The 23,762-nt window shown below is 38.2% G+C and carries 18 protein-coding genes and 1 pseudogene; 6 read left to right on the top strand and 13 right to left on the bottom strand.

Going from position 1 to position 23,762, the window contains the following annotated elements; all coding sequences use genetic code 11:
• Window position 1: 1 nt before the first annotated feature.
• A pseudogene (locus tag KTR06_RS09310) lies at window positions 2–2,064 on the top strand (UvrD-helicase domain-containing protein).
• A 98-nt stretch (window positions 2,065–2,162) separates the two neighbouring features.
• Window positions 2,163–2,459, top strand: a complete 297-nt coding sequence (locus tag KTR06_RS09305) for a DUF1905 domain-containing protein (protein WP_008645043.1) — start codon at window positions 2,163–2,165, stop codon at window positions 2,457–2,459.
• Window positions 2,460–2,550: 91 nt separating this feature from the next.
• Here KTR06_RS09305 and KTR06_RS09300 read toward each other — a convergent pair whose 3' ends face one another.
• The 12 genes from KTR06_RS09300 to KTR06_RS09245 all read right to left on the bottom strand — a co-directional run bounded on the left by KTR06_RS09300 (window position 2,551) and on the right by KTR06_RS09245 (window position 16,184).
• Window positions 2,551–4,107: an ATP-binding protein gene (locus KTR06_RS09300; protein WP_217290268.1), complete on the bottom strand. Its 1,557-nt coding sequence runs from the start codon at window positions 4,105–4,107 to the stop codon at window positions 2,551–2,553.
• A gap of 148 nt (window positions 4,108–4,255) precedes the next feature.
• Window positions 4,256–5,176 carry an N-acetylmuramoyl-L-alanine amidase gene (locus KTR06_RS09295; RefSeq protein WP_217290267.1) on the bottom strand — a complete coding sequence of 307 codons (921 nt, stop codon included), beginning with the start codon at window positions 5,174–5,176 and terminating at the stop codon, window positions 4,256–4,258.
• Window positions 5,177–5,206: 30 nt separating this feature from the next.
• Window positions 5,207–5,557, bottom strand: a complete 351-nt coding sequence (locus KTR06_RS09290) for a hypothetical protein (protein WP_004296148.1) — start codon at window positions 5,555–5,557, stop codon at window positions 5,207–5,209.
• A gap of 85 nt (window positions 5,558–5,642) precedes the next feature.
• Complete coding sequence (locus tag KTR06_RS09285; protein WP_055236048.1) at window positions 5,643–6,161, bottom strand: HU family DNA-binding protein; 519 nt, start codon at window positions 6,159–6,161, stop codon at window positions 5,643–5,645.
• A gap of 384 nt (window positions 6,162–6,545) precedes the next feature.
• Window positions 6,546–7,364 (bottom strand): DUF5106 domain-containing protein, encoded by an 819-nt coding sequence (locus KTR06_RS09280; protein WP_032812131.1) that lies wholly within the window; start codon window positions 7,362–7,364, stop codon window positions 6,546–6,548.
• 142 nt (window positions 7,365–7,506) lie between these two features.
• Entirely contained in the window at window positions 7,507–7,833 is a 327-nt protein-coding gene (locus KTR06_RS09275; RefSeq protein ID WP_009040202.1) for a hypothetical protein, read from the bottom strand.
• A gap of 35 nt (window positions 7,834–7,868) precedes the next feature.
• Window positions 7,869–9,500 carry a fimbrial protein gene (locus tag KTR06_RS09270; protein ID WP_217290266.1) on the bottom strand — a complete coding sequence of 544 codons (1,632 nt, stop codon included), beginning with the start codon at window positions 9,498–9,500 and terminating at the stop codon, window positions 7,869–7,871.
• 5 nt (window positions 9,501–9,505) lie between these two features.
• On the bottom strand, window positions 9,506–11,491 hold the full coding sequence (locus KTR06_RS09265; protein ID WP_217290265.1) for a hypothetical protein: 1,986 nt from the start codon (window positions 11,489–11,491) through the stop codon (window positions 9,506–9,508).
• 22 nt (window positions 11,492–11,513) lie between these two features.
• A complete protein-coding gene (locus KTR06_RS09260; RefSeq protein ID WP_117811148.1) occupies window positions 11,514–12,512 on the bottom strand; it encodes a FimB/Mfa2 family fimbrial subunit in 999 nt (332 codons plus the stop codon).
• 106 nt (window positions 12,513–12,618) lie between these two features.
• Window positions 12,619–14,376 (bottom strand): Mfa1 family fimbria major subunit, encoded by a 1,758-nt coding sequence (locus KTR06_RS09255; protein ID WP_117811151.1) that lies wholly within the window; start codon window positions 14,374–14,376, stop codon window positions 12,619–12,621.
• A 42-nt stretch (window positions 14,377–14,418) separates the two neighbouring features.
• Complete coding sequence (locus KTR06_RS09250; RefSeq protein ID WP_217290264.1) at window positions 14,419–15,582, bottom strand: DUF3868 domain-containing protein; 1,164 nt, start codon at window positions 15,580–15,582, stop codon at window positions 14,419–14,421.
• 8 nt (window positions 15,583–15,590) lie between these two features.
• On the bottom strand, window positions 15,591–16,184 hold the full coding sequence (locus tag KTR06_RS09245; protein WP_217290263.1) for a DUF3575 domain-containing protein: 594 nt from the start codon (window positions 16,182–16,184) through the stop codon (window positions 15,591–15,593).
• Window positions 16,185–16,451: 267 nt separating this feature from the next.
• Here KTR06_RS09245 and KTR06_RS09240 point away from each other — a divergent pair, with 267 nt between their 5' ends.
• Window positions 16,452–17,336 carry a helix-turn-helix transcriptional regulator gene (locus tag KTR06_RS09240; RefSeq protein ID WP_217290262.1) on the top strand — a complete coding sequence of 295 codons (885 nt, stop codon included), beginning with the start codon at window positions 16,452–16,454 and terminating at the stop codon, window positions 17,334–17,336.
• 215 nt (window positions 17,337–17,551) lie between these two features.
• Here KTR06_RS09240 and KTR06_RS09235 read toward each other — a convergent pair whose 3' ends face one another.
• On the bottom strand, window positions 17,552–18,772 hold the full coding sequence (locus KTR06_RS09235; RefSeq protein WP_217290261.1) for a site-specific integrase: 1,221 nt from the start codon (window positions 18,770–18,772) through the stop codon (window positions 17,552–17,554).
• 563 nt (window positions 18,773–19,335) lie between these two features.
• Here KTR06_RS09235 and KTR06_RS09230 point away from each other — a divergent pair.
• From KTR06_RS09230 to KTR06_RS09220, 3 genes are all read left to right on the top strand, one after another.
• The gene (locus KTR06_RS09230) at window positions 19,336–19,821 is read left to right on the top strand and encodes a hypothetical protein (protein WP_217290260.1); all 486 of its coding nucleotides are present in this window, start codon (window positions 19,336–19,338) and stop codon (window positions 19,819–19,821) included.
• A gap of 491 nt (window positions 19,822–20,312) precedes the next feature.
• Window positions 20,313–21,647 carry a DNA phosphorothioation system sulfurtransferase DndC gene (dndC, locus tag KTR06_RS09225; protein ID WP_217290259.1) on the top strand — a complete coding sequence of 445 codons (1,335 nt, stop codon included), beginning with the start codon at window positions 20,313–20,315 and terminating at the stop codon, window positions 21,645–21,647.
• Entirely contained in the window at window positions 21,644–23,761 is a 2,118-nt protein-coding gene (locus KTR06_RS09220) for an AAA family ATPase (protein WP_217290258.1), read from the top strand. The genes dndC and KTR06_RS09220 overlap by 4 nt, the downstream gene beginning before the upstream one ends.
• Window position 23,762 lies beyond the last annotated feature (1 nt).

Here is a 23,762-nt window from a genome sequence, read left to right as displayed (position 1 = left end):
TATGATATTCAATCAAACAGAGAAACAGGAAAAAGAGTATTTACAGCAAGTCATAACCACTATCCATGATACGATTAACACTACCAGTACTTCCGTCAAAGAGCATATAGACACCCTGCAGGAGTACAAAGATTATCTATGGTCGAACAAAGATATCGATCCCCACGAAATCCGTTCCATGCGCGAAAGCATCTTAAATCATTTTGCATTAGGTGAAAATGTAATTGACAAACGCAGGCGACTAAGCAAAATACTGGATATCCCCTATTTCGGACGAATCGACTTTCAGGAAAAGAAAGACAAAAGCCAAGTTAGTCCGATCTATATAGGAATACATACTTTCTATGACCTCAATCAAAAAAAGAATCTGATTTACGATTGGCGAGCTCCTATTTCAAGCATGTTCTACGATCATGAATTAGGCGAGGCGTTCTACTCCTCTCCGGCAGGCAAAATTAACGGGGCGATCTCACTCAAACGCCAATATCGTATTCGCAAAGGAAAAATGGAGTACATGATTGAAAGTTCCGTAACTGTTCATGACGATATTCTGCAAAAAGAACTATGTTCCAATGCCGACAACAAAATGAAAAACATCGTCACGACAATTCAGAGGGAGCAGAATCAGATCATCCGTAATGAAAACGCTTCTGTACTCATTATACAAGGTGTTGCCGGTTCAGGAAAAACCTCTATCGCGCTCCATCGTATTGCCTACCTGCTTTATGCACAGAAAGGACAGATTTCTTCCAAAGACATATTAATCATCTCCCCCAATAAAGTATTTGCCGATTACATTTCTAATGTACTTCCGGAACTTGGCGAAGAGACCGTTCCCGAAACCAGCATGGAGCAAATTCTGTCGGATGTAATTGACAACAAATATAAACACCAGAATTTCTTCGACCAAGTGACGGAACTATTAGAAAACCCGACACCCGACTTTATCGAACGGATTCAATACAAAGCCTCCTTCGAGTTTATATCACTACTTGACAAATTCATCCTTTACATGGAAAACAACTATTTCAAAGCAACAGACGTAAAACTCACCAAATATATCACCGTTCCTGCCGAATTTATTAACGAACAGTTCAAACGATTCCACCGCTATCCCATACGTCAACGATTTGAGACTATGACAGATTACATTCTGGAGATGATGCAACTACAATATAATCTCACAGTTAGCACTCCGGAGAAAAACCAACTAAAGAAAGAGATAAAAAAGATGTTCGCGGGCAATAACGATCTCCAAATCTATAAAGATTTTTTGAATGGATCGGAAAACCGGAGATGTTCAAGACACGCAAAAATCGCATACTGGAGTATGCGGACTTAGCTCCTTTGGCTTATCTTCATATCGCATTAGATGGGAACAACGCCCAATCTTATGTCAAACACCTTCTGATAGACGAAATGCAAGACTATTCTCCCATACAATACAAAGTGATTCAAAAACTTTATCCGTGTCGAAAAACAATTCTTGGAGACACTTCCCAATCCGTCAATCCTTATGGTTCTTCCACTGCCGATATGATTCAGAAAGCATTTGCAACAGGAGAAATAATGAAACTTTGCAAAAGCTATCGTTCTACTTTTGAGATCACCAGTTTTGCACAAAAAATTCAACCGAACAATGAATTAGAACCGATTATGAGACATGGGGAACACCCCAAGATTCTTCCATTCAAAAATACAGAAGAAGAGATCCAAGGTATTGCGGATTTAGTAAACTCCTTCAGGAACTCCCATTATACCTCATTAGGGATCATCTGCAAAACAGAATCCCAAGCAAAAAAACTTGTTCAAAAACTCCAGATATATGCAAACGACATCTCACTTTTGTCCAATCAAAGTTCTGCTTATGTGAAAGGGATTATCATCACTTCCGCCCATATGGCGAAAGGACTGGAATTTGACGAAGTAATCATTCCGCAAACAGATGATAAGAACTATCATTCCAATATTGATAAAAGTATGCTTTATGTGGCAGCCACAAGGGCTATGCACAAGTTAACTTTGACTTATTCTACCACTTTGCCCAGTTGCCAATTCCTATAATAGATGTGTATTCAAACAAACATCGAAAATTAATTAAAAGAAAAAATTATAGCTAATCTCCTATTATTTTCTATTTTTGTACAATGGAAAATAAAGGAATGAAATACGAGTTTACCACAAAAGTTTGGAACTACTCATCAACCGTTGGAACAGGCGGTTGGCACATAGCCTGCCTGCCGAAAGAAATGTCCAAAGAGATAAGAGAGAATCTCGGATTCTTAGAGGAAGGCTGGGGACGGTTGAAGATGACGGCCAAAATCGGCAATACCCAATGGGAAACCGCAATCTGGTTTGACACCAAACTTGATACTTATTTACTTCCTCTCAAAGCGGAAATCAGAAAAAAGGAAAAGATCACAACTGATAAAGAAATAGAGATTATGATTTGGATTTAAAACAAGTGATAAGAAGAACTACCCGCAAAACAAGAGCCGCTTGAACAATCTCAAACGGCTCCGTAACTCCTTTAACAACATGGTTATCGAGCTAATATAACCACCGGTCTATATTCCTTTTTTCTGCACTGAACTCCACTCCAACTTTAACCAACTCACGCCCGTCTACCTGATAAGGTATCAGATAGCCTTTTTCATCAATCTGCTGCAAAGCCTGTTCGGCAGTACCATTCAGTTTAAATTCAAATACATAAATATACTTCGGAGTTTTCACCACTGCATCCGCCCGTCCGCGGGCACTACGAACCTCTGCCCCGGTAAATTGCCCCATCAGTTTGAAAACTAAGTAAAATACAACTTGATAATGTCGTTCGGTCTTTTCATTCAGTTCATAAGGGAAATCTGCGAAGAAAGCCTGTAAGCGGGTAAGAAAAGCGTCAACATCACCACTCTCCAATTCACGTACAAATTTACCTAGATAAAAGCCCCGTTCATCATCTACCACTGATGTGTAATAAGGAACCAAAAAATCCATAAATCCATATCGTACTTCATCATTGGGAAATTTCAGCAGGTAGTTTCCAAAACGCTTGTCATACCCCTTTATAGTCAAATAGCCACTCTGATAAATCAACGGAATCGGATTATTAGCATCTACCCTATATTCCATAAACGAAGAAGCATTGGCTTCTACCCCATCAATCAACGTACGCAAATCATACTCACTCTTTTTAAGCAGTTCGACTAAAAAAGTAGGAGTACCGGTTTGGAACCAATAGTTACTAAACTTATACCCGTCAAAAACGTTAAGCACACTGAATGGATTGAATACTCCTTCCGCAAACTCACAAAAATGATAACCGTCATATAAAGCCGTCATCTTATTTAATGTTTCTTCATAAGTCAGCTCATTTGTTTCTGCCAATCGGTTCAGTTCAGGAATAAAAGTATCCTCCAATTCTTGTCGTGTAATACCACAAATTGTGGCATATTGAGGTTTCAGACTGATATCATTCAACTGGTTCAAATCACTGAACACACTGACTTGCGCAAACTTAGTCACACCGGTAAGGAAAACAAAACGAAGATAACGGTCTGAACTTTTCAGCACACCATAGAACGCCTTCAATGTCTTACGATAGTCATCAAGTAAAGCACCATCATCCAACGCCTGTAACAAAGGCTTATCATATTCATCAACCAAGACTACGACTCCACGACCAGACTGTTCACTGGCACGACGAATTACACCTGCAAAACGTCCCGAAAGAGTTTCCTCATCCTCTCCTTTACCATATTTCAGTTCCCATTGCGTCAACTGCCTGCTAAGAATTTCAACTAAAGCCTGGGGAGAATCATATTTTTCCGCGTTCAAATCCAAATGTAGTACCGGATATGTCTTCCATTCCTTTTCCATATCAGCTATGGCCAACCCTTCAAATAATTCTTTCTTACCTTCGAAATAAGCTTCAAAAGTAGAAAGAAGAAGACTCTTGCCAAAACGACGAGGACGACTTAAAAAATAAGGAGTCTCCGTTGAAGCAATTCTCCATACAAGAGCAGTCTTATCCACATAAAGATAATCTCCTTCGCGAAGTTTCTCAAAAGTCTGTATTCCAATAGGAAGTTTACGTAATATCCCGTCCATGATTTTTCCTCTATTTTGATTATTCAAAGATACGCATTTCCATGGGAATACACATACAAACTCCACAAAAAAGTACACAGTTTCACAGACAGCACTACCATGACTCCGTTTTTCATCAAAACTAACTTTGCACCAGACAAACAACATCTCACGTCCTCTTCACTTTGCAAATCCAACACACAATAACTAGAACCAGCAAAATAATTTCGTACCAATACCAACCTCCGGTTGTCCTATTAGTAGTTTTCTCAACTCCCGTTTTATGAATCTCTGTCTTAGCACTCATATCCGATAAGCTCACAGACAGTGAATTCACTTCTTGAAGAAGTTGTTTCTCATTAACGTTTTTCCTATCCACCACAGTCTTCACCACCCTCCCAGCCTTCAACCCAAGCGTATCCACAGGAAACACAAACAACACTTGCTCGATATGCTCTTCTACCACCTCCGAATCCTTTTCCAAAGCAGCCTTATTTTTAACAAGACTTTTCCCGGAGCTACTATTCAAGCTTGAATCAACCCTAACATCACTCTCCCTGTTTACTACCTCTTTCTTACTCCTACACCCCGACAACAACACCGGCACAACTAAAACCACCAGCAACACAAACAGCAATTCCCTCCCACTCCTCAAAAACTCCTTCACATCAAAACAGGGACAAGCCTTCACATATTCATAAGGTTCAATCACTCTGTCACCATTCAAATCCGGTGAAGTATCCCGATGTCCCAACACTTGGAGAATATTATATTCCCGCTGCAAATCCATAATAATCTGATAAAGCACCCGTTTTTGAGCATTCGTCCGGGTATCTGCCGGACGCCCGTTCTCATCCAATCCGCCGATATAACATATCCCGATACTTCGTTTATTCCAACCTTTACAATGAGCACCGGCCAAAGCGACATCACGCCCCTTTTCCAATTTCCCATCCAAACGGATCACATAATGATACCCGATACCATTGAACCCACGTTCCCGGTGCCAACGGTCAATATCTGTGGCAGTAAAATCCTGCCCGGCTTTCGTAGCCGAACAATGTACTATGATAGAATCTATATTTCTCATGATAATTCATTATTAGTTCAAACGCACCAGTTAATAATCCGAAGGTGGCATACGCTTCACGCACCCTCTAATCTCACACTTCTTCACTTCCGACTCCTTCTGTATCAACTCCACTTCATGACATTTATGTATCCAGTCAATCTTCTCTTCCTGCTCCTTGCGAAGTTCAATATAAAGCCCGTCTATCTTCTCGTCACGTTGAGTCAGCCGTTCTTCCAGCCAGTCCACCTTTTTACGGCGATTTTCTTCTTCCATACTGTTCACGGACGCTTCCTCTTTCCGTGCATCCGTCTTACGGCAAGTGATATACCTCACTAACCATTTCACAGCTTCCAAACCACCCATAGCGGTAATAAAAGCAAGAATTGTAGTTATTTGCATATTTATATTTTTGCGTAGTTATAAAGAAAGAATGAGGCCGAAGCCCCATTCCATACAAACCAGACAGTTCTCAACGATCTATGAATCAAGCTGCCGGATCCGGTGCTTCACCATTACCACCCGAACCACCATCCGGATCCGGAGTTTCACCTCCATCATCAGAACCGTCACCAATGCTACCCGAATCATTAATATGATCCAAATCCTTGAACTTCAATCCATCCGAACGGGTAGTCGTTCCAGTAAACAGACGAATGTCCGAGTTAGCACGAAAACAGATACGAAGCCCTGAAATATTAGCGATTGTAAATTCTTCCGCCTTCTCCGTCCCTTTGCTTTGAGCAGAAAGGTAAAAATATCCCAAACCGGCGATATTTACCGAACGACCACCCAGCAATGTCTTTCTCAATAACGTACGGAAATCCTTCAATACACTAATCGTTTCACCCTCGCTAACACCAGAAGCAGACGCAATCTCCTTTGCAAACTCATCCAACGTTGCACTCGTATCATACTGATAAGAAATCACCGGATACACTTTCTTTCCTGCTTCTTTATTTGTAGGGTCACACAGGCGAGACACCCTTCTAAATCTAATAGCCATACTACTTTTCTTTTTTTAATGAATACTGTTTTAATTATCACTTCGCTAACGTTAACGATGCAAAGATGCAGCATCTTCCACGGAGATGAAACGACACCAAACAGCCTCATCAGAAAAGTACTAAAAAGCATTTCAGACACATACAGCCACACGTAGAGGAACTAAATAAACGACAAGAAAACGACGAAAAGCAGAAAAAAGCGACAAAATCAATACCTGGGGGAGAATAATAAATAAACAAATATATTCAAACTAATAAATATCATAATAAAAAAGTGCACCTTCTTCCCCACCGGGAAAAAGATGCACACACAAACAAAACAAACAATAGGCTACCTTCACAGGCAGCGGAAAAGTCATGATTCCATTTTTCCTATGCCACTATTATATATCATCATACTTATTTAATAAATAACCGGTAACTTCACCTATAGAAGAGGGTTCTTTCAATAATACTTGCTTGTCCTCTCCCAACAAATATATCGAAGGAAGAGAACGCAAAAAATATAGTTCTTTTTCAGTCAACACCTTCCTGACATCATAACCGTTTATCCACACAGAAGGAAGAGACTGCTGATATTCTTTCCACGCATCCATTTCACCTTCCGTACAAATTGTAACAAGAGCAAGTTGCGATAGGGATAGTCCACTATGTTGCAAGAAGGAATTTATTACCGATGATTCAGACAGTTCCATCATTGATTGCCGACAATAAATACAATCCGGATCATAAAACAGTAATAACGTATATTTAGCGGAAACATCCCATAGTTTTTGAAATTCTCCCGTAGAAAGAATGAAAGTAAAATCAGCAGCTTTTATCCCTATCCGGTTCTTTTTAAGCATTTTCAATTGATACAAGGGACGTATACGCATCATTCCATCTAAATGTCCGGATGTTAATGCTTCCTCCAATACTGAAATATAATAACTATCATTCCGTAGTGACGAATCAGGTTCATATAGATGATGCTCCAACCGTTGTAGAAACCAACGGTTTACCACCTTATTAACTTTAGTCTTCAACACCAATCTCCTGATATTTTCACAAGCCCTTTCCTCTGTCAGTTCCGACAATTGAGAAAGATAATCCACCAACATCCTTTCTGTAGTGGCAGAGCTGCTTAACCGGATAGTATCTGTAAAATCATACGTATCCCAAAAGCGCTCTATCAGTATGCTGTCTTTTTGTTGCTTTGCCATAGCATTTGATTCACCAGAATTGGCAGAACAAGTACATAAAAGTAAAAACACGCCTAAAGTAATATAAAGAAGTCTTATATATTTCTGATGGATTACCAATCTTAAAAGGTGTAATAACCTTAATCTTCGTTTATTCATAATTCTACAAGTTCAAGCACAATTCATTACACCATTTGACATACTCGTTTTCTCCACCGCAAATCCTTTCTGGCACTTTCATCTCTATACATTCATTCCCGACATATATCCGGCTCATCTCGAATATTTCCATCAGACAATCATCCGATATACACATACAAAAACATATAATATCCGGATTATCATATTTCACGATTTTAATCCCCGGATAAAGTAAAGACAGATAAAAAGCAGAATATCCGAATGCTTTCCATGAATCCTCTAGACAATACAAATAAACAGAGCCTCGATTATCACCTTCTTTTTCCAAAATATCGTTTAATATATTCATCCTCATATCTCCTTTCACTCTTAACACTATTTGAATTATCCTTCCTGACGTATCCGAAGTTCAAAATATCCATTCCTACCAAACAGACGCACCTTTCCTTCACGTGCATTGCCTGTGCCATTTTCCTTTACATGGACAAAAATGTAATCATTAGCAGAGTCTAACTGCGGATAAATAATAGCACCTTCGTGCCGTTGTTCAGCTATCCCGATCCAATCACATGAATCGAACACTTCCCCGTAATTCGTATATAACATAGGAAGCACTGTATATGACCGACCGATAGAGGAATGACGTTCAACAGTTACCGTTTTTTGTAGAACACCATATTGGATAATACTCGTAAAAGAGTATTCCGTACCTGCGACTTCACTCGATTCCGTGAAACACAAGTCCATCTCGACGGGATTATCAGGAGTATCATTACAAACTGTTTCCCCCGTTATTTCTGTCCCATTTGCTTTCACCGTTATCAATCCACGCTGAAGATTAGGATAATTCGGATCAAACATGGTGTAACCTTCCAATGATTCATCCCGGATGCACCGGTAGAAATGACCTAACACAAAAGAATTCAAGATTTCATTACTGTATATAATCCAACGGGAATTTTCAAATCCCATCTGATAACCATTCTGCAAATAATTCTCTTGATAATCATGTGTACCATTATACTCTAATAACATGAATGCTTCCATATCATTAGTAAATCCATTCTTTTCTGCATTCTCGAATGAATTAGCGCCAAATCCCGTAACACTCCGGATATTCAGTTTATAGTAATCATTGCCTACAATTGAAGTCAACGGAACTTTTTCTCCTGTAGCATCATCCATTGTACATAGACGGAGTTTATAGTATCCTTCCCTTTCTGTCCCATCCGCTGCCGTATATTTTCCATGTACAACGATGTGAAATCCTTTATGCGCATCCAAACCCATTTTCCGAATCTGATACAGATAAATAGGATTTGACGAAGGAGCAAGGTTACTGACAGACAAAGTGGACGGACTGGTATAATCCACGTCTGCCAATACAGAGGCTGACACAGGACAACCCAACCAATTTATTGAAATCAATTCAAAATTGTTGTCTGCCACTCCCACACTGAATTTCGCAACATTCCGTTTTAAACTGAAACCATTGCTACCGTCACTTTCCATCGCATTACGAATAGCTATCATGTTGAGTGATGAAAGAGTAATGCGCCTGGTAGCCATTACAAAGGGTGGTTTTACAAGTGCCTCCGTACTTGTGCATATCTTGCTTTCCAAGTCCTGTAAAGTATGTATAGTCCCTGCTTCCTTCGGATAATTAGCTATCAGATACAATGTATGCTCTCCTGTCGCCGAAGGAATGTTTACTGTCGTCTTATATTCATTTCCAGTCCATTCCAATACAGGATGCTGATGATAAACAATATTTCCGTCATGATTGAATATCAGAAAATCCATACTTTCAACCTTTGCTTCATCGGCAGGGGTACCTGTTCCCCGCGTATACACAACAGACTCTTGTTGCACACTTAGTTTCAAAACCATTTGCTCCTGTACTTCTGTTGTATCGTTGATATCCGACATTTCATCACTATTGCAAGCCCCCAAAGAGAAAAGCAATACAAACAGGACTAATTGAATATATTTCTTTTTTACTATCATATCTATCATTTTTCTTATCCAACAGGGGGATAACGTAATTTCACACAACGCACCGTATGTCTCCCATTTCGCAATTCATCCGTCGTGGCACTTCCATCCGGATCGCTCATTGTTGCTACAATGAAGGTACCGTCCTCATTCTTTCCCCAATAACTGTCCGAAAAGAAATTATTGGGAAGCCCGTTGGTTCCGGCATTCAGGAAAACATAATTCATTTCTTTTCCTGTAGGCAATCTCCATCCACTACCTAAATTTGCACATATAGAGGACGCATTTTCCTTCGTGACATTCGTTACATCTGAACTTGAGACTATAAAATCTGAAAGTTCAGGAGGACGAACATCAAGTGTACAGTTATAGCGATATTTTTTATTCTCTTTATAATCGTCCATGAGATTTCCCGATCCGGAACTTACATATGCCTTTCTGCCATTTGTATCATATTCCTCTATGCACCATGCTTCAGCAGAATTAATTGCCCAATTTTCACGTATGGTAGCTAATCTCCAGCATCCTTTCCCTCTTGTTGCATCATTCTCATTTACTCCTTCAGGATAATATGCTCTACATCCAGTTTCCCGGGTGGCTCTTTTATAAAACTCATCATTATAAATACCCGTACGTATCCAGTTAGCCTCTTCCCAATATCCCATGGCTTCAGCCCAAGTAACAAGGTTATATCCGACAAAAATTGTTTCAGATCTATAAAGTTGCAGATTAAGTTCAACAGATGCGGTACTCGATTTTAATGTAGTTACATATATAATATCATTACCAGTATTCCAATTTCCACGTCTGAACCCGACGCGACCGCTTTTCTTTGTCACGTCATCATATTCTATTGTCATCTGCAGTTGATTACCGATTGTCACCTCATCGGGAAGTTTTACTTCAACCGGAGCGTTACAAGCAAAACGCACATACGAGTAAAAGCGTAAAGACTTTACTTCGACCGTATTTTTGTTGACTGCAAGAAAACTAGCTCCCGTTATTTCAATCGGAACATTGATTTCCGCCCATCCGGAAACGTTGGATTTCACTTCAAGGGACTCCTCCCCATAACCGGTAATCGCTTTAATATTCAAACTATAATGCCTGTTGCGGGTTATATTCCATTCTGTAGAATGTGAATCAATTGAATTCATCGCATCACCAATCGGCAAAGTATATATACGGGTGATTCCTCTTGATGTCCCTTTAATGCGCAATACCATTCTGTAAATCTCATCCATCGGCAGATATTCCGGCAAATATATATCACCGGATGACCATGTGAAATGATTCTGTTCTGCACTGCTATTTTCTAGTGAAAAAACGCGGTTATCTAGAAACCCCTCTTCTATCCTGTATTTACAGGAAGCCAGATAACTATACTTTGGAATACGAAGTAACTCCATAGACTCAAGATTAACGAATTCACCTGTAGGGTTTCCATTTTCACAAATCTCCGTACTAAGGTCAAACTTCACACTTAACTTGGCAATCACTCGTTGCAACTTTATCTCCAGTTTTGAAACAGGAGCGGATGCCCCTTCCGGATATATCTCATTTTTACTCCGTACATTCACATTAAGCAACTGCCGGAAAAATACAAATTTTGAAGCACTCAGGCTGCTTTCCGTATTCATCTGAATATTTTTCAATTCTTCAGGGCTGTTGATTCCCGAAAGATCTACCGGTTCATTTCCTATCACATAAATATCATTGTATCCTATATAGGTAATGGCAACATAATCTTCATTTACATCTATCAATTGATTGCTGACTAAAACTTTAGGACCGTAAGGATTGGAAGTACGTGTCGAGAAAATGATAACACGCAATTGTGATACCTCATTTTCATCCCCTGCAACAAGTTTCGGCATGATACTGACAGGAATTTCCTTGCCTTCCCCCTGGCCATTACTATCGGAAGATGCTTCTATTCCGTCAGTACAAGCAGTAAGCAGATATAATAATGTCACAACGAAGCTATATATATAAACTAATTTCAGTCTCATTCTCTCGTTTAATTATAAAGTATCACATTTCCGTATCCTGCAATATGATTGTCCACCCTGATACGGTAACAGCCGTTTGCATATAAGTATCCGTGTCACCGTCCAGATCATCTATAAGCGATATTTCTACTTCATACACATCTTGCCGGTCAAGTTCCGACTGGATGCGGGTATATGGATGCATCCGGATAAGTTCGACTAAGTCAGAACGGTAGAGTTCTTTGGCTGTGCCGTCCTGCATCAAACGTTCTATCAGTAGCGTCAATTTTTCCCCTTCCACCAAACGCATCAAAGAAAAAACGCCTGCAAATTGATTCCATGCATCATTATTTACGCCCTGATATGGATAATATGTCAATTCGTTGCCCGAAGCAACTACAGAATTATCAAATTTATAGGTCGCCCCTTTGGGATCAAGTACACGGACACGCACGCCATCCGCACAGCGGTGAATACATGGTATTCCGCTTTTTTCAAACCACTTCACATTCAGATGCAAATGATTCTCATTCTTTATAAGTGAAAGAACTTCAGTGTGTTCCTTCACATCGTTTACTTCTACTTGTTTCATAGCATGAAAAACAGGAGTCAGTCTATGGTTCACACTACGGTCTTCAGCTGCGTTGAGTGATAATAACGCCTGCTCAAGCGTAGTTTGTCCGGCAATAAAGGCCGGTTGTAAAGTCACTTCATCAGTCAAGTTTCCCCATGCCACCAACGTATAGCTACCGGCAGAAAGTTCCGGGTCAATCCGAAAATCTTTCGGGAAAGGCGTCCCTTTACGAGTTATACATTTCAAAAAACATCCGGCTGCATCAAATACATACAAGTCTATTTGCTGTACGTCAATGTTGAAGCGATCGAGACAAGTATTGTCCGTGTGATGAACATATTCGAAAGCCACCTGGAAACTTCCCTGCGGACAATCGGAAAAATCTTCATTAACGCATCCTGTAATAAGCCATAATAGCATTGATATGTATGCCACCATCCTTCTTTTCCGGTAAAATGTACTATGCATGTTAAATTGTTATTGAGAGGGATTTTAGATTCTTTTACCGGGGACAATGCCCCGGCAAAAGAATCCGTTAAAATCTATTTTTAATGAACCGGCAGACTAATAGCAATTACATTCCCAGTTCTGCATCCTGTTCAACTTTCGTCCATGGTTCCACTGTGATATGTGCCTGCATGTACGTTTTCTGGTTGATGGGATCTGTCGGGTCCACGGTAACATCTTCATCATCGGGATAACCGATTGAAGTAATTTTTGAGATATTTACATTGTAAAAACGGTTGCGCATTACCGAATAGAACAGGTTGTTGGCTTCCGTCTTTCCGTCCATATTATCTTCAACATTCACACGATAATAACAAGTACCTCCGGTGTACTGAAAAATACGTATTGTTCCTTCAATACTTTCCTTATATCCAGGTAAGTCCTTCTTGCTATGCGAATATTTCTTGATGGTAACAACTGAATAAATACCTTCAGAAGTAGAGAATGAGCTTCCATAATATACACTTACAGAATTTTCTATATCACCTTCGTCTACAGCACTTCCCTCGTCTACTGCATTTAACCATTTCTGTTTTCCGGCTTTATTCAAATAAGTCTTTAAAATCATGCCCAAGCCATAGTTTGCCAAGTTTCCACTAAAGTCTGCAGGAGCCGTATAAATCTGATTTTCCCATTCCGGGACAATAAAATATGGCGGTACATCTTTTCCTCCTGTAGTATAATCAGTTCCGTCTAATTTATTTTCGATACTAAGATTGCCACCATCATTTTTCACTTCAACAGCATTAATCATCACATTAGCCGCCGGAGCAAATACACCTTTCACCAACACATAAGTAGTATTTCCCCTTACCGGTGTCTGATTGGAGTTCTCCGGCAAATATATAGACTCTATAGCTTCCTCGTCAGCACTTGCTTTCAAATCCAAATTAGGCTCATTCACCTCGTCATAATATTTAGCGAAATCTGCAAATGTAGAGCTAGTATTAGTCATTGTATAGAACGGCGTAAGGAAACCATCAACATGATTATGCAGAAATATATAGCTCTGAACCGGAAGATTACGAACCGTAAAAGTCGGAGTAAGTAATTTGCCTAATGTATTACTTTCACTATCTTTCAATATCAAAGCATCCGCATTTGCATAAGTAGCCTGCAACTTAGCAGCAGCACGGGATATGAACACCTCCAAATGATTGTTTTTCTTCATTTCCGCCGAACTATCATACGCCGGTTTCGAACAATCCTCAGCAGAAATCCCGGGATATAATGTGTATTCGGTTGCCTTTAATACATTTGCCATCAGGAAACCATTGGTCGCCGCATTCCCATTACCGGATATTTTATCAAAATTACCGACACGCGATACAGCAACTGCCGTTTCTACACCTTTGGTATGGGCAATACGTCCTGCTTTCGTACAATGTGTCAAAGTAACAGCTTCAAATTGAGCAGTTGTAGTGGTAGACGTAATCCAGTCGTCCTGCATATTAGCTACTACATACACTTTCTTTTTACCGGAAGTTAGTTTCAATACAGCAGTGTGCTCCGTGCCATGTTCATCTACAGTAGCATTATCCGTCTTTGCTTCAAAGCTACCGGACTCATTGAAGATATAAGCCCGCAGATTTTTGATGTTTTTTTCTGTAGTAGTACCTTCATGTGTGTCACCCGTTGCACGTGCTACAACACCATCTTTGCCCAATTTAAATGTAAACTTCGCCCAAGTAGGCTCTCCCTCTATGACTTCGGTATTACCATTGTCATCGCTTCTTTCTTCACCTAGCTTGTCCTCACTGCTACAAGCAGCAAACGTTATTGTTGCCAGCGCAAATACTCCGATTAGAAAATAATTCTTTCTCATTTTTGTCTTATGATTAAAAAATAAATTATTATATATTGAGATTTATATGGTTCCATTTTTCATCCGGTAATACACCTTGATGTATCCGGCTCGACGCAATTGCGGAAAGAAGTGTTCTTCCAAATAACGATAGGGCACTCCTCTTTTCAAACGTTGCAACTGTCCCTCACGGCCTTTCATTATCGGAACTGAATCAATAATATTCAATACTTCCTTACGGTATTCCATATCAGAGTGTTCCACTTTATAACGTAGTTCTTCCCAGCCCTCATCACCATTCACAAGCGCAAAGCAACTATCCGCCAAAGCAATCCGGTCGGCTATATATTGCTTCAGCGCTTCAGCTCGTTTTCCAGACAATCGTTTGTTGAATTCAAAAGCCCCCTCGGGTGAGGAAAGCCCCAATAGCACTACGCGAGCTATCTCTACTTCGGGATCTTCACTAATACGGCGAATTACATCAATGATATGTTCCAGCACTCTCTCATTATCCAGATAATTGCTATCTATCTCTGCCTTTGCAAGCTTGAAATAAATAATCTGTGCTCCTTCCTGCTCGCCCGCCAGAATCCTTTTACCCGCTGAATAGTTATCTATGGGTTCTACAAATTTCTCTGTTTCAGCCAGTACTTCCGTAGCACATTTATGCGGTAACATTTCCGGTATTTCCACCTTATTCTTTATTTCCGGCTTAACAATAGAATATCCATCCGTCCGGTTCCACGTAAACAATTCCACCATATCCAACTCCTTTTTCATACAGCAATTTCCAAGTTGCCGCCGTAACACTAACTTTGCCTGCCATATCCAAAGTTGATTGGCTAACATCGGAGTTGAACATGTTATTGTATTCCATTGCCGATTGGATACTGTATATATTAAGTCTTTCTCTGCTTTTGATGAGTGAAGCACTTTTTGTCTTCGAACTATTTTCTCCCGTATTTTGCCATTTACGCGTATGACAGGGAAAGCAAAAGAGTGATTTCCCTTTATATCTATCAATATAGGTGTAAGCAACAACTCATCATTTGCTTTTGTAATGCCGGGAGCAATCATCAAATGAAATCTCAAACTCACAGAATCACCTTGAGCATTCTTCTCTATAGAAAAATTATTGATCTTGATCGAATCATTATTTTGAGCGGAAACTGACATGACCGTTATACTCATAAAAAAGGAAAGTATTATAATCTGAAAACTATTCATTTGGGATATTATTTAAGTAAATATATGATAGATACAGCGGCACGTGTAGGCCCTAAATAATTACGGTTGTTTACGCTTAAACGCTTACCACATTCCTTACACGGGTATTTACTATAATGCAGGTGTGCATAGCCGATCCCTAATGTCCCTTCTATACTCCAATGTGGTGAAAGAATCCACTGATACCCATAACTGAATCCGAATCCGGCAAGATTTCCCTGTCTTCTAAAGTCACCTAGTCCCCAATATCGAATATTACTGACATTATATTGTCCATAAAACAAATGTCCGCCAAAGAAATGTCCATTGAACCGTTCACAAAGCCAATAGCGAAGCTCTGATTGTATCAACCAATGCTTCATTTTTCTATTGTTGGAACCATAACCATTCTTACCCAAAGGAAAAGGATTGTAGGCTCCCCACAAGTCAATAGTCAGTTTGGGAGATATTCCCCATTCCACCCCTATGTTTGGTGTTTGTAACAACCCGCCATAAAGTAAATTCGTTTTTACTGCTATATCTTGTGCTCTAACCGCAAAACATCCTAGCAAAGTAAATAGACCAATAAGTATGCCGGCTTTATTTCTTATACAATCATTCATTTTATACAGTCTTTTCAAACTATTTCTTATGCATCTCTATTCCGTAATAGAGATGCATAATTACACATAAATAATAAACATTTAATTATCAACGAATTATATTACAGAAACTAATAACAGAATGTTTCAATATCATAATATAATGAATCATAACAAACAAAATAAATAATATTATTCTGATATATAATTCATTAAAAAAATAGATACTGAAACAATTGTGAAACAAACAGATAAGTAACAGACTAAACAATCAAAACAGTTATTGCCATGGAAACAAAACATACAAAAAGCGAACTTTTGTACATTGAAGAACATCAGTCATGTCAAAACTACATGACAACGATTGAAACCGGATTCAAATATCTTGAATTCGCCAAGAATGCAGCATTTGAAGAAGATAATACAACTAAAAATTATCTTCTGTTCTTTCTGAAAGGCGATTTCACCATTTGTTGCAACCAGTTTCATAACAAGCTGTTTCATGCCGGAGAAATGATACTCATCCCTCGTTCTTCCCGGCTAAAAGGATTTGCGGAAACCGATTCAAGCCTGCTCTCCATGTTTTTCGATATACCTGCAGAGAACTGTGACAAGCTCATATTACAGTCTTTATCAAATGTATGCAACAACATTAAATATGACTTTTCACCAATTAAAATACGCTATCCACTAACACTATTTCTCGAGGTATTAACCCACTGCATCAAGAACGGAATGAGTTGCGCACACTTACACGAGCTGATGCAACGAGAGTTTTTCTTTCTTTTACGAGGGTTTTATGAAAAACAGGAGATTGCAGCATTATTCCACCCCATTATCGGAAAAGAAGTGGATTTTAAAGATTTTGTCATGCACAATCATACCAAAGTAGATAATATAGAGCAGCTTATCTCACTATCGAATATGGGAAGAAGCTGTTTTTTTATCAAATTCAATGAAGTGTTTGGTATGACAGCTAAACAGTGGATGCTGAAACAAAAGAACCAAAGAATATTGGAAAAAATGACGAAACCGGGAGTATGTATAAAAGATATCATTGAAGAATTGGGATTTGATTCGCAAGGTAACTTCAACCGTTACTGCAAACAACATTTCGGATGTACCCCCAAACAACTGATAGAGCAATGTCAGGCAACCAATCAAACGAGTTAGCCATTATTATCCCTATCTGTACAAAATGAATAAATTATTGGACTTTATGATAAATTCAATAATGAAAAATTTCATTTACTTTGCAGCGTGAAATATATTAAGAAACAAAGATATTTAAATATGATCTCTATTACGGAATAGATTACAATATTGCAAAGATAAATAAAAATATGATATCTTCTAATTCTCAACAGATTATATTACAAATAATTATTTCATTTGGATAAGTTTGTAACGATGCTATTCACCTGATTGAGCATGGATACATCAAAATCCTTTAAATAGACGCGTGTCATTTCTTCCGAAGTGTGTCCAAGTCCGGCACTAATCACAGAAATCGGAGCTCCATAGTCACGTGCGAGGGTAGCCCAGGTATGGCGTGCAGTATATGTCGTCAACGGTACTTTAATATCAGCTACAACAGCGATTTTCTTCAAATGCCGGTTAATACGGCCCAACGCCAAACGATACTGTTTGTATCCAGAAGCATATTCACCGCTGATTATCGGAAAGAGATACTCATTTTCTGTCTTATATTTATCTATCAAGCCCTGCATCTGCGGAGTCACCGCTATACGAATCAACTGTTTCGACTTATGACGGGAATAGGTCAGCACACCATTGCAAATATCGACCTTCTTCAAAAGAACAATATCAACAAAAGCCATTCCCTGCGCATAAAAGCTAAACAGATACAAATCGTGGGCAAACTCCAGTTGCGGTTCATTCGTCAAATCCAAGTCCGCCAGAATCTGCATATCCTTCCGTGACAAAGCGCGTTTCACAGTCTTCGCCGGACGGGTCTGCGCTTTAGCAAACGGATATTCGCCACGGGGATGATAGCCGTCCGTTACCGCCTGGTTATACAAAGAGCGCAAGTTGCGCAGATAATAACTTACCGTATTGCCGGAAGCACCGTTACTATACAGGAAATCCTCATATCTCCTGACGAACGACAAATCAACCTCCGACATCCGCACATCGGGGCGACTTATAAATTTTGCCAACGACGAACGGGTACTCTTGTAGGCCGCAGCCATTCCCACTTTCTTCAGCTCCTGCTTACGCTCAATCTGCGCATTGATATATCGCAATAAATAAAACTGTGGTTTTCCTGTACCAAAAGCATTTTGAGCCAGAATATCCTCCACTGTAAATTCTTCCCTTGTCCGCTCAAGCTGCCTGATCCGTGTATCAATCTGATTCCGCATCTTCCGTAGCTCGCGGTTCATTTTCACAACCTCCGTAGCCGTAAAAGTAGAACTTACGCCATTCATAATCTTCCCTTCCAGCTCGTCAAACACCTCTTCTTTCATCCGGTAGCCTGTATACAGTAACTTTTTTCTCCGATTGTGTATCACCTGAAATACTAAAGGGTAACTACCATTATTCAATATCCTGCTCTTGTTCAGCATAAGTTTCACTGATGTTATCATATCTTGCTTTTTTTGTTTGAGACGTAAAAGTACAAAGTTCACCTTACTTATCAGAACTATTTTTCCGCCTATTACGCAAGAAACAAGAAGTGGAATAAAAAGTTTTTCCACTTTAAGAATAGTTATCTAATAAATATAGTTAAAATACACGCTCTAGTAATCAGTATATTTTTATTACATATCTCCAATATGCATACGCATAAATTAGAGATGTACACTATTTATGATATTTCATTACATAATATAAATATTGTCGCTATTATTCCTTTTGAAAAATTAGAATATTAGGCATAGCTTTGCACTATGGATTTTAGGGAGCCGTCCGTTCCTTTAAAAGGAAGAGGTCATTCCTCGGTGTGCAACGGGCCGTTCCTTTAAAAGGAACGGCCCGTTGGTTTTAAAGGAAAAACCGACATTTGTAACCATTTGAAATTCAACTTCTTACTAAATTAGAGTTCCGTCCCCGTAACCCATGGGATTTTTTCCAACAAACACGACGGAATCTGCCGCACGAAGCGGCAATCAGTATACAACAAATTTCAACAATTCAAAATTCAAATCCCATGGTTACAGTCACGTTTGCCATCAAGCCATATCTGGCGAGGTATATGTATGTCCGGTACGGACAAAGTTTAGAACTTCAATCTTATAGCAATCCGTCTTCAAGGCTCCCCATTCCAATCCACCTCTCCCACCTCACTCCCATTTATCATTTCTTGCATCAATTATCCGTTCCTCATCCGCAAGGCGTCTCCTGGAAAGAGACTGGAAATATCACTTTTGTTCTTCCTAGCCCAAGACAGGGCAAGAACCCGGAAATCTACAATTACTTCGGTCAGGACAGTATCTTTATTATTGAAAAGGAAATTGAGGTGGAAATGAAAGCGGAGCTTTATTCATTCCTATTGGAAAATAAGTTCAAAAATGGGGTGATGTATATAAAGTCGATGCATGAGTTTGTGGTAAAGTATGATATGGTGGAGTCGGTGGAAGAGGAAAGTTTGATGAGAGGGTTTCAGAGGTGGAGGAAGAAAATGAAAGAAGAATAAATTTCATCTAAAAAAATCCTACAAATATCATATCATCCAAAATTCTTTTTATAAATTTGTCAAAAACAAGACATAAAGCCATGAAATACTACATAAATCTTTTTTCTCCTAATACTGCATTGGCATTTTCTGAATCTAACCATCAAATCAGCGGATTCCACATATCCCGTAAGGTATATATAGAAAATCAGCATATAAATATAGGTTATATCCACCAAATATTATTTTATATCCAATAAATACATTATCTTTGTTAGTTATTTGACAAGTATAAACGTATGTTGAATAATCAGTCAATAATAAATCAAATAAAAGTGACTCTTATAAAACAAGTAAGTGGCTAGTTGAAAAATAGAGAAAATCCAAGAGTACTATTCTCTCAATGGAATTCTACCAAAAACCACCTATAACTCCGTTGAACGAGATCACAATGCGCCTAATATTAACTTAAGGGCTTTAACAACCCTGACAAAATTGATTAGAGGTTTATAATGAAGAACAAAAAAATAGAAAATATAATTGAAGAGTTGATGGATCAATACCAAGAGACGGATCGCTATAATCGTTCATGGATTATAGGATTTAGCGGTGGTAAAGATTCTACAGTATTACTTACACTGGTTTGGATTGCTATTACAAGACTTAAAGAATCAGGGATACCTCTACATCGCCGTGTGTATGTTGTGTGCAACGACACAATGGTAGAGAATCCTGTCATAGAAGAATATGTAACAACTGTACTGCAAACAATAAAGAAGGCAGCAAAAGAGCAACAATTACCTATAACAGTAAGAACTACTACCCCACAAATTGAAGATACTTTTTGGTCCTGTGTGATCGGTAAAGGTTATCCTGTTCCAAACAATGCATTTCGTTTTTGTACAGAGAAAATGAAAATTAAGCCTACTTCGACATTTATCACTAATCAAGTAGCAGCAGATGGCGAAGCTATAATTCTCATTGGAACCCGTCTCGATGAAAGCCAACAACGAGCAAATTCTATAAGAAAGCATGAAATTAAGGGACATAGATTGACAAAACATCCACTTAATCCTAACACTTATACTTATGCACCAATAAAAGAACTAATGCTTGAAGAAGTGTGGTGGATTATTAATATTATTCCTTCACCATGGGGATTTGACAATAAAATCCTTTTCAAAATATACTCTGATGCATCAGCTGATGACTACGAGTGTCCGACTGTGGTTACAGACGAGACTCATCGTTCTTGTGGACAAAGCAGATTTGGTTGTTGGATATGTACTGTCGTCAAAGAGGATAAATCTATGACCTCTCTGATAAAAAATGGAGTCGAATGGATGAAACCCCTATTGGATTTTAGAAATAGATTAGTACTAAATCGTAATGTTTCTGAATTAAGAAGTGACAGAAGACGAAATGGCCAATTAGCTGTAGATGAAACTGGGCATAATCAAGGTTGCTACACTATGAAGTATAGAATTCAACTTTTACGAGAGTTGTTAACTATCCAAAAAGAGACCCAAGAATTTCGTTCAAGCATAGACCTTATTACAAGTCAGGAGTTAATTGCTATACAGGTTATATGGTATCGCGATGGAAATTTCACAACTACTGTAAACGACATATATAATCAGGTGTATGGTTTTGATTTACCTAATGACAACATAGGCCTACAAGAAAGATTAATGTTAGAAAAAGCATGTAAAGATTCATCGCATTATAGGTTAATACAAGAGTTACTAGCTCTACAAAAAAACAAAACTCTGTTAATGAAAAAATATGGATTACAGACAGATCTTGACAATCGTTTAGCAACCTTTGTAAAGGAAGAAATTTTATGAAAATTAGAGATATAACATTAACAAATTATCGTTTATATAAAGGGACAAATCGTCTTGTATTCTTAACTGAAAACAAAAAGAATATTTATTTAGTATCAGGACAGAATGGTTTTGGTAAGACAACATTTTTACATTCATTACTTTGGTGTTTATATGGCCGCATAATGATTGACATTGATGATTCCATACGTAAAGACATTGCCATTCGAGGCGGATATAATGCATTTCTCCAATATAACCTGAATATCGAGCTCAGACAAATTATTGACAAGCTCGGAAAAGAACAAATAACCCGCATTAAGCGCCAAGGATATATATCTGATGACAATGAACTCAAGGCTCTTGCTTCTTATTCTGTCTCAATTGAATTTACGGATATTTTTATACCATCTATACCATGCCGCTCTCTAAGAGTTACACGCAGTTATGACGTAATTCTGGATAAAGAGAATGTTGAAATACGTATAGATGGAAACATTAATGAACTTTCTGCAGAAATAGGTAGTGATGTTTTTATTAATGATTTCATCCTCAATAAGGATATTGCTAGATTCTTTTTCTTTGATTCAGAAAAAATTGTTACTCTCGCAGAAACAAATACAATAGAAGAAAAGCGTAAACTTGCTTCTGCGTACAATGAAGTTCTTGGAGTAAAAAAGTATGAAGACCTTAAAAAAAATTTAGAAAATCTAAGGCTAAGATTTCGTAAAAAATCAAGCGACATTGATAATCGAAACAAACTAAATTCATTGCTGGATAAGCAAACTAAATTACAGGCAGCTATCAATGAGCAAGACCAACAGATTAAAAACTATGAGGAATCTCTTAATTTGTTGAAAAAGCAAAATGAATCATATCAAATATCTTTGTTAAGAGAAGGCAATGGTATGACTTTAGATGAATTAAACCGTTTAGAAACGGTTGTTGACGTCACAAAAAAGAAAGATATTGAATACAAACAAAAACTGAAAACATTTTTAGAATATGCCCCATTTGCTATTTCTGGCAAGTTGTTTCGCGCGACAAAGGAGCAACTTGAATATGATTATAAGATAGCTAAATCAGCTCAGAATGTAAGTAACCAGAATAACTTAATAGCCGATATTACATCAGATTTACTGTTGACATTGAGTCGCATTCCAATAGCAACAGATCTCTCGTTGCAATTACAAGACAACATTCAATATGTACTGAATAAATACAAAGGCATAGAAAGTAATGAAGTACAATTAATTAATATTAGTAAAGAAGAATATCAAGAGTTTATTTCCGTATTTAACAATATAACAAGCACTTATAAAACAGAATTTGAACGGTTAGCCGACGATTATCGTAAAAACAAACAAACATTAGAACGTGCCTCTCGCCAAATTGCCAATATGCGAAATAACGAAAGCGATCTCCTGATTAAAGAGATTAGAGCGCAAAAGAATATTGTTGAAAAACAAATTATGGAAGTAGAGGGTAATATCCGTTCTTTATATGAATCTAAAGGAATAATAACTAAAGATTTAGCAACTGTAAACAAATTAATATCCGAGCTAAATAAAAGAGTTAGCCTAGATGATAGTGATGTAAAGAAAGACGCTCTAGCAGAACAACTGATAAAAGAACTTGATGCCTTTTTGTACTCTTTAAAACAAGAGAAAAAGTATTCATTAGAACACCGTATTCGTGGTACAATGAATACATTAATGCATAAAGAAGATTTTATCGGAAGCGTTAAAGTACAGATTATTGATGATGGAATTGACATTGATTTATATTCGCCAAATGGAGAACTTATTCGCAAAGACTCATTATCAAAAGGGGAACAACAGTTATATGCAACGTCAATATTGAAAGCATTAGTTGATGAATCTGGAATTGAATTTCCTGTCTTTATTGATAGTCCTTTGCAAAAATTTGACAAGAGCCATTCTAATAAGATTATCACAGAGTTTTATCCAGCAATATCCAAGCAAGTCGTATTGTTTCCGTTATTACATAAGGAGTTAACAGAACAAGAACTTGAACTAATGAAACCACTCGTAAACTCAGTGTATGTGATTATAAATGAGAATTCTCATTCATACTTTAAGCAGATTAGTGTTGAACTATTAATGAAAGAGTAAT

Origin of the sequence: Bacteroides sp. MSK.20.12, assembly GCF_019052435.1 — a bacterium.
In the GTDB taxonomy this organism is placed as follows: domain Bacteria; phylum Bacteroidota; class Bacteroidia; order Bacteroidales; family Bacteroidaceae; genus Bacteroides; species Bacteroides xylanisolvens.
Note: the sequence above shows the minus strand (reverse complement) of the source record. Positions and strands in the feature narration are given on the sequence as shown.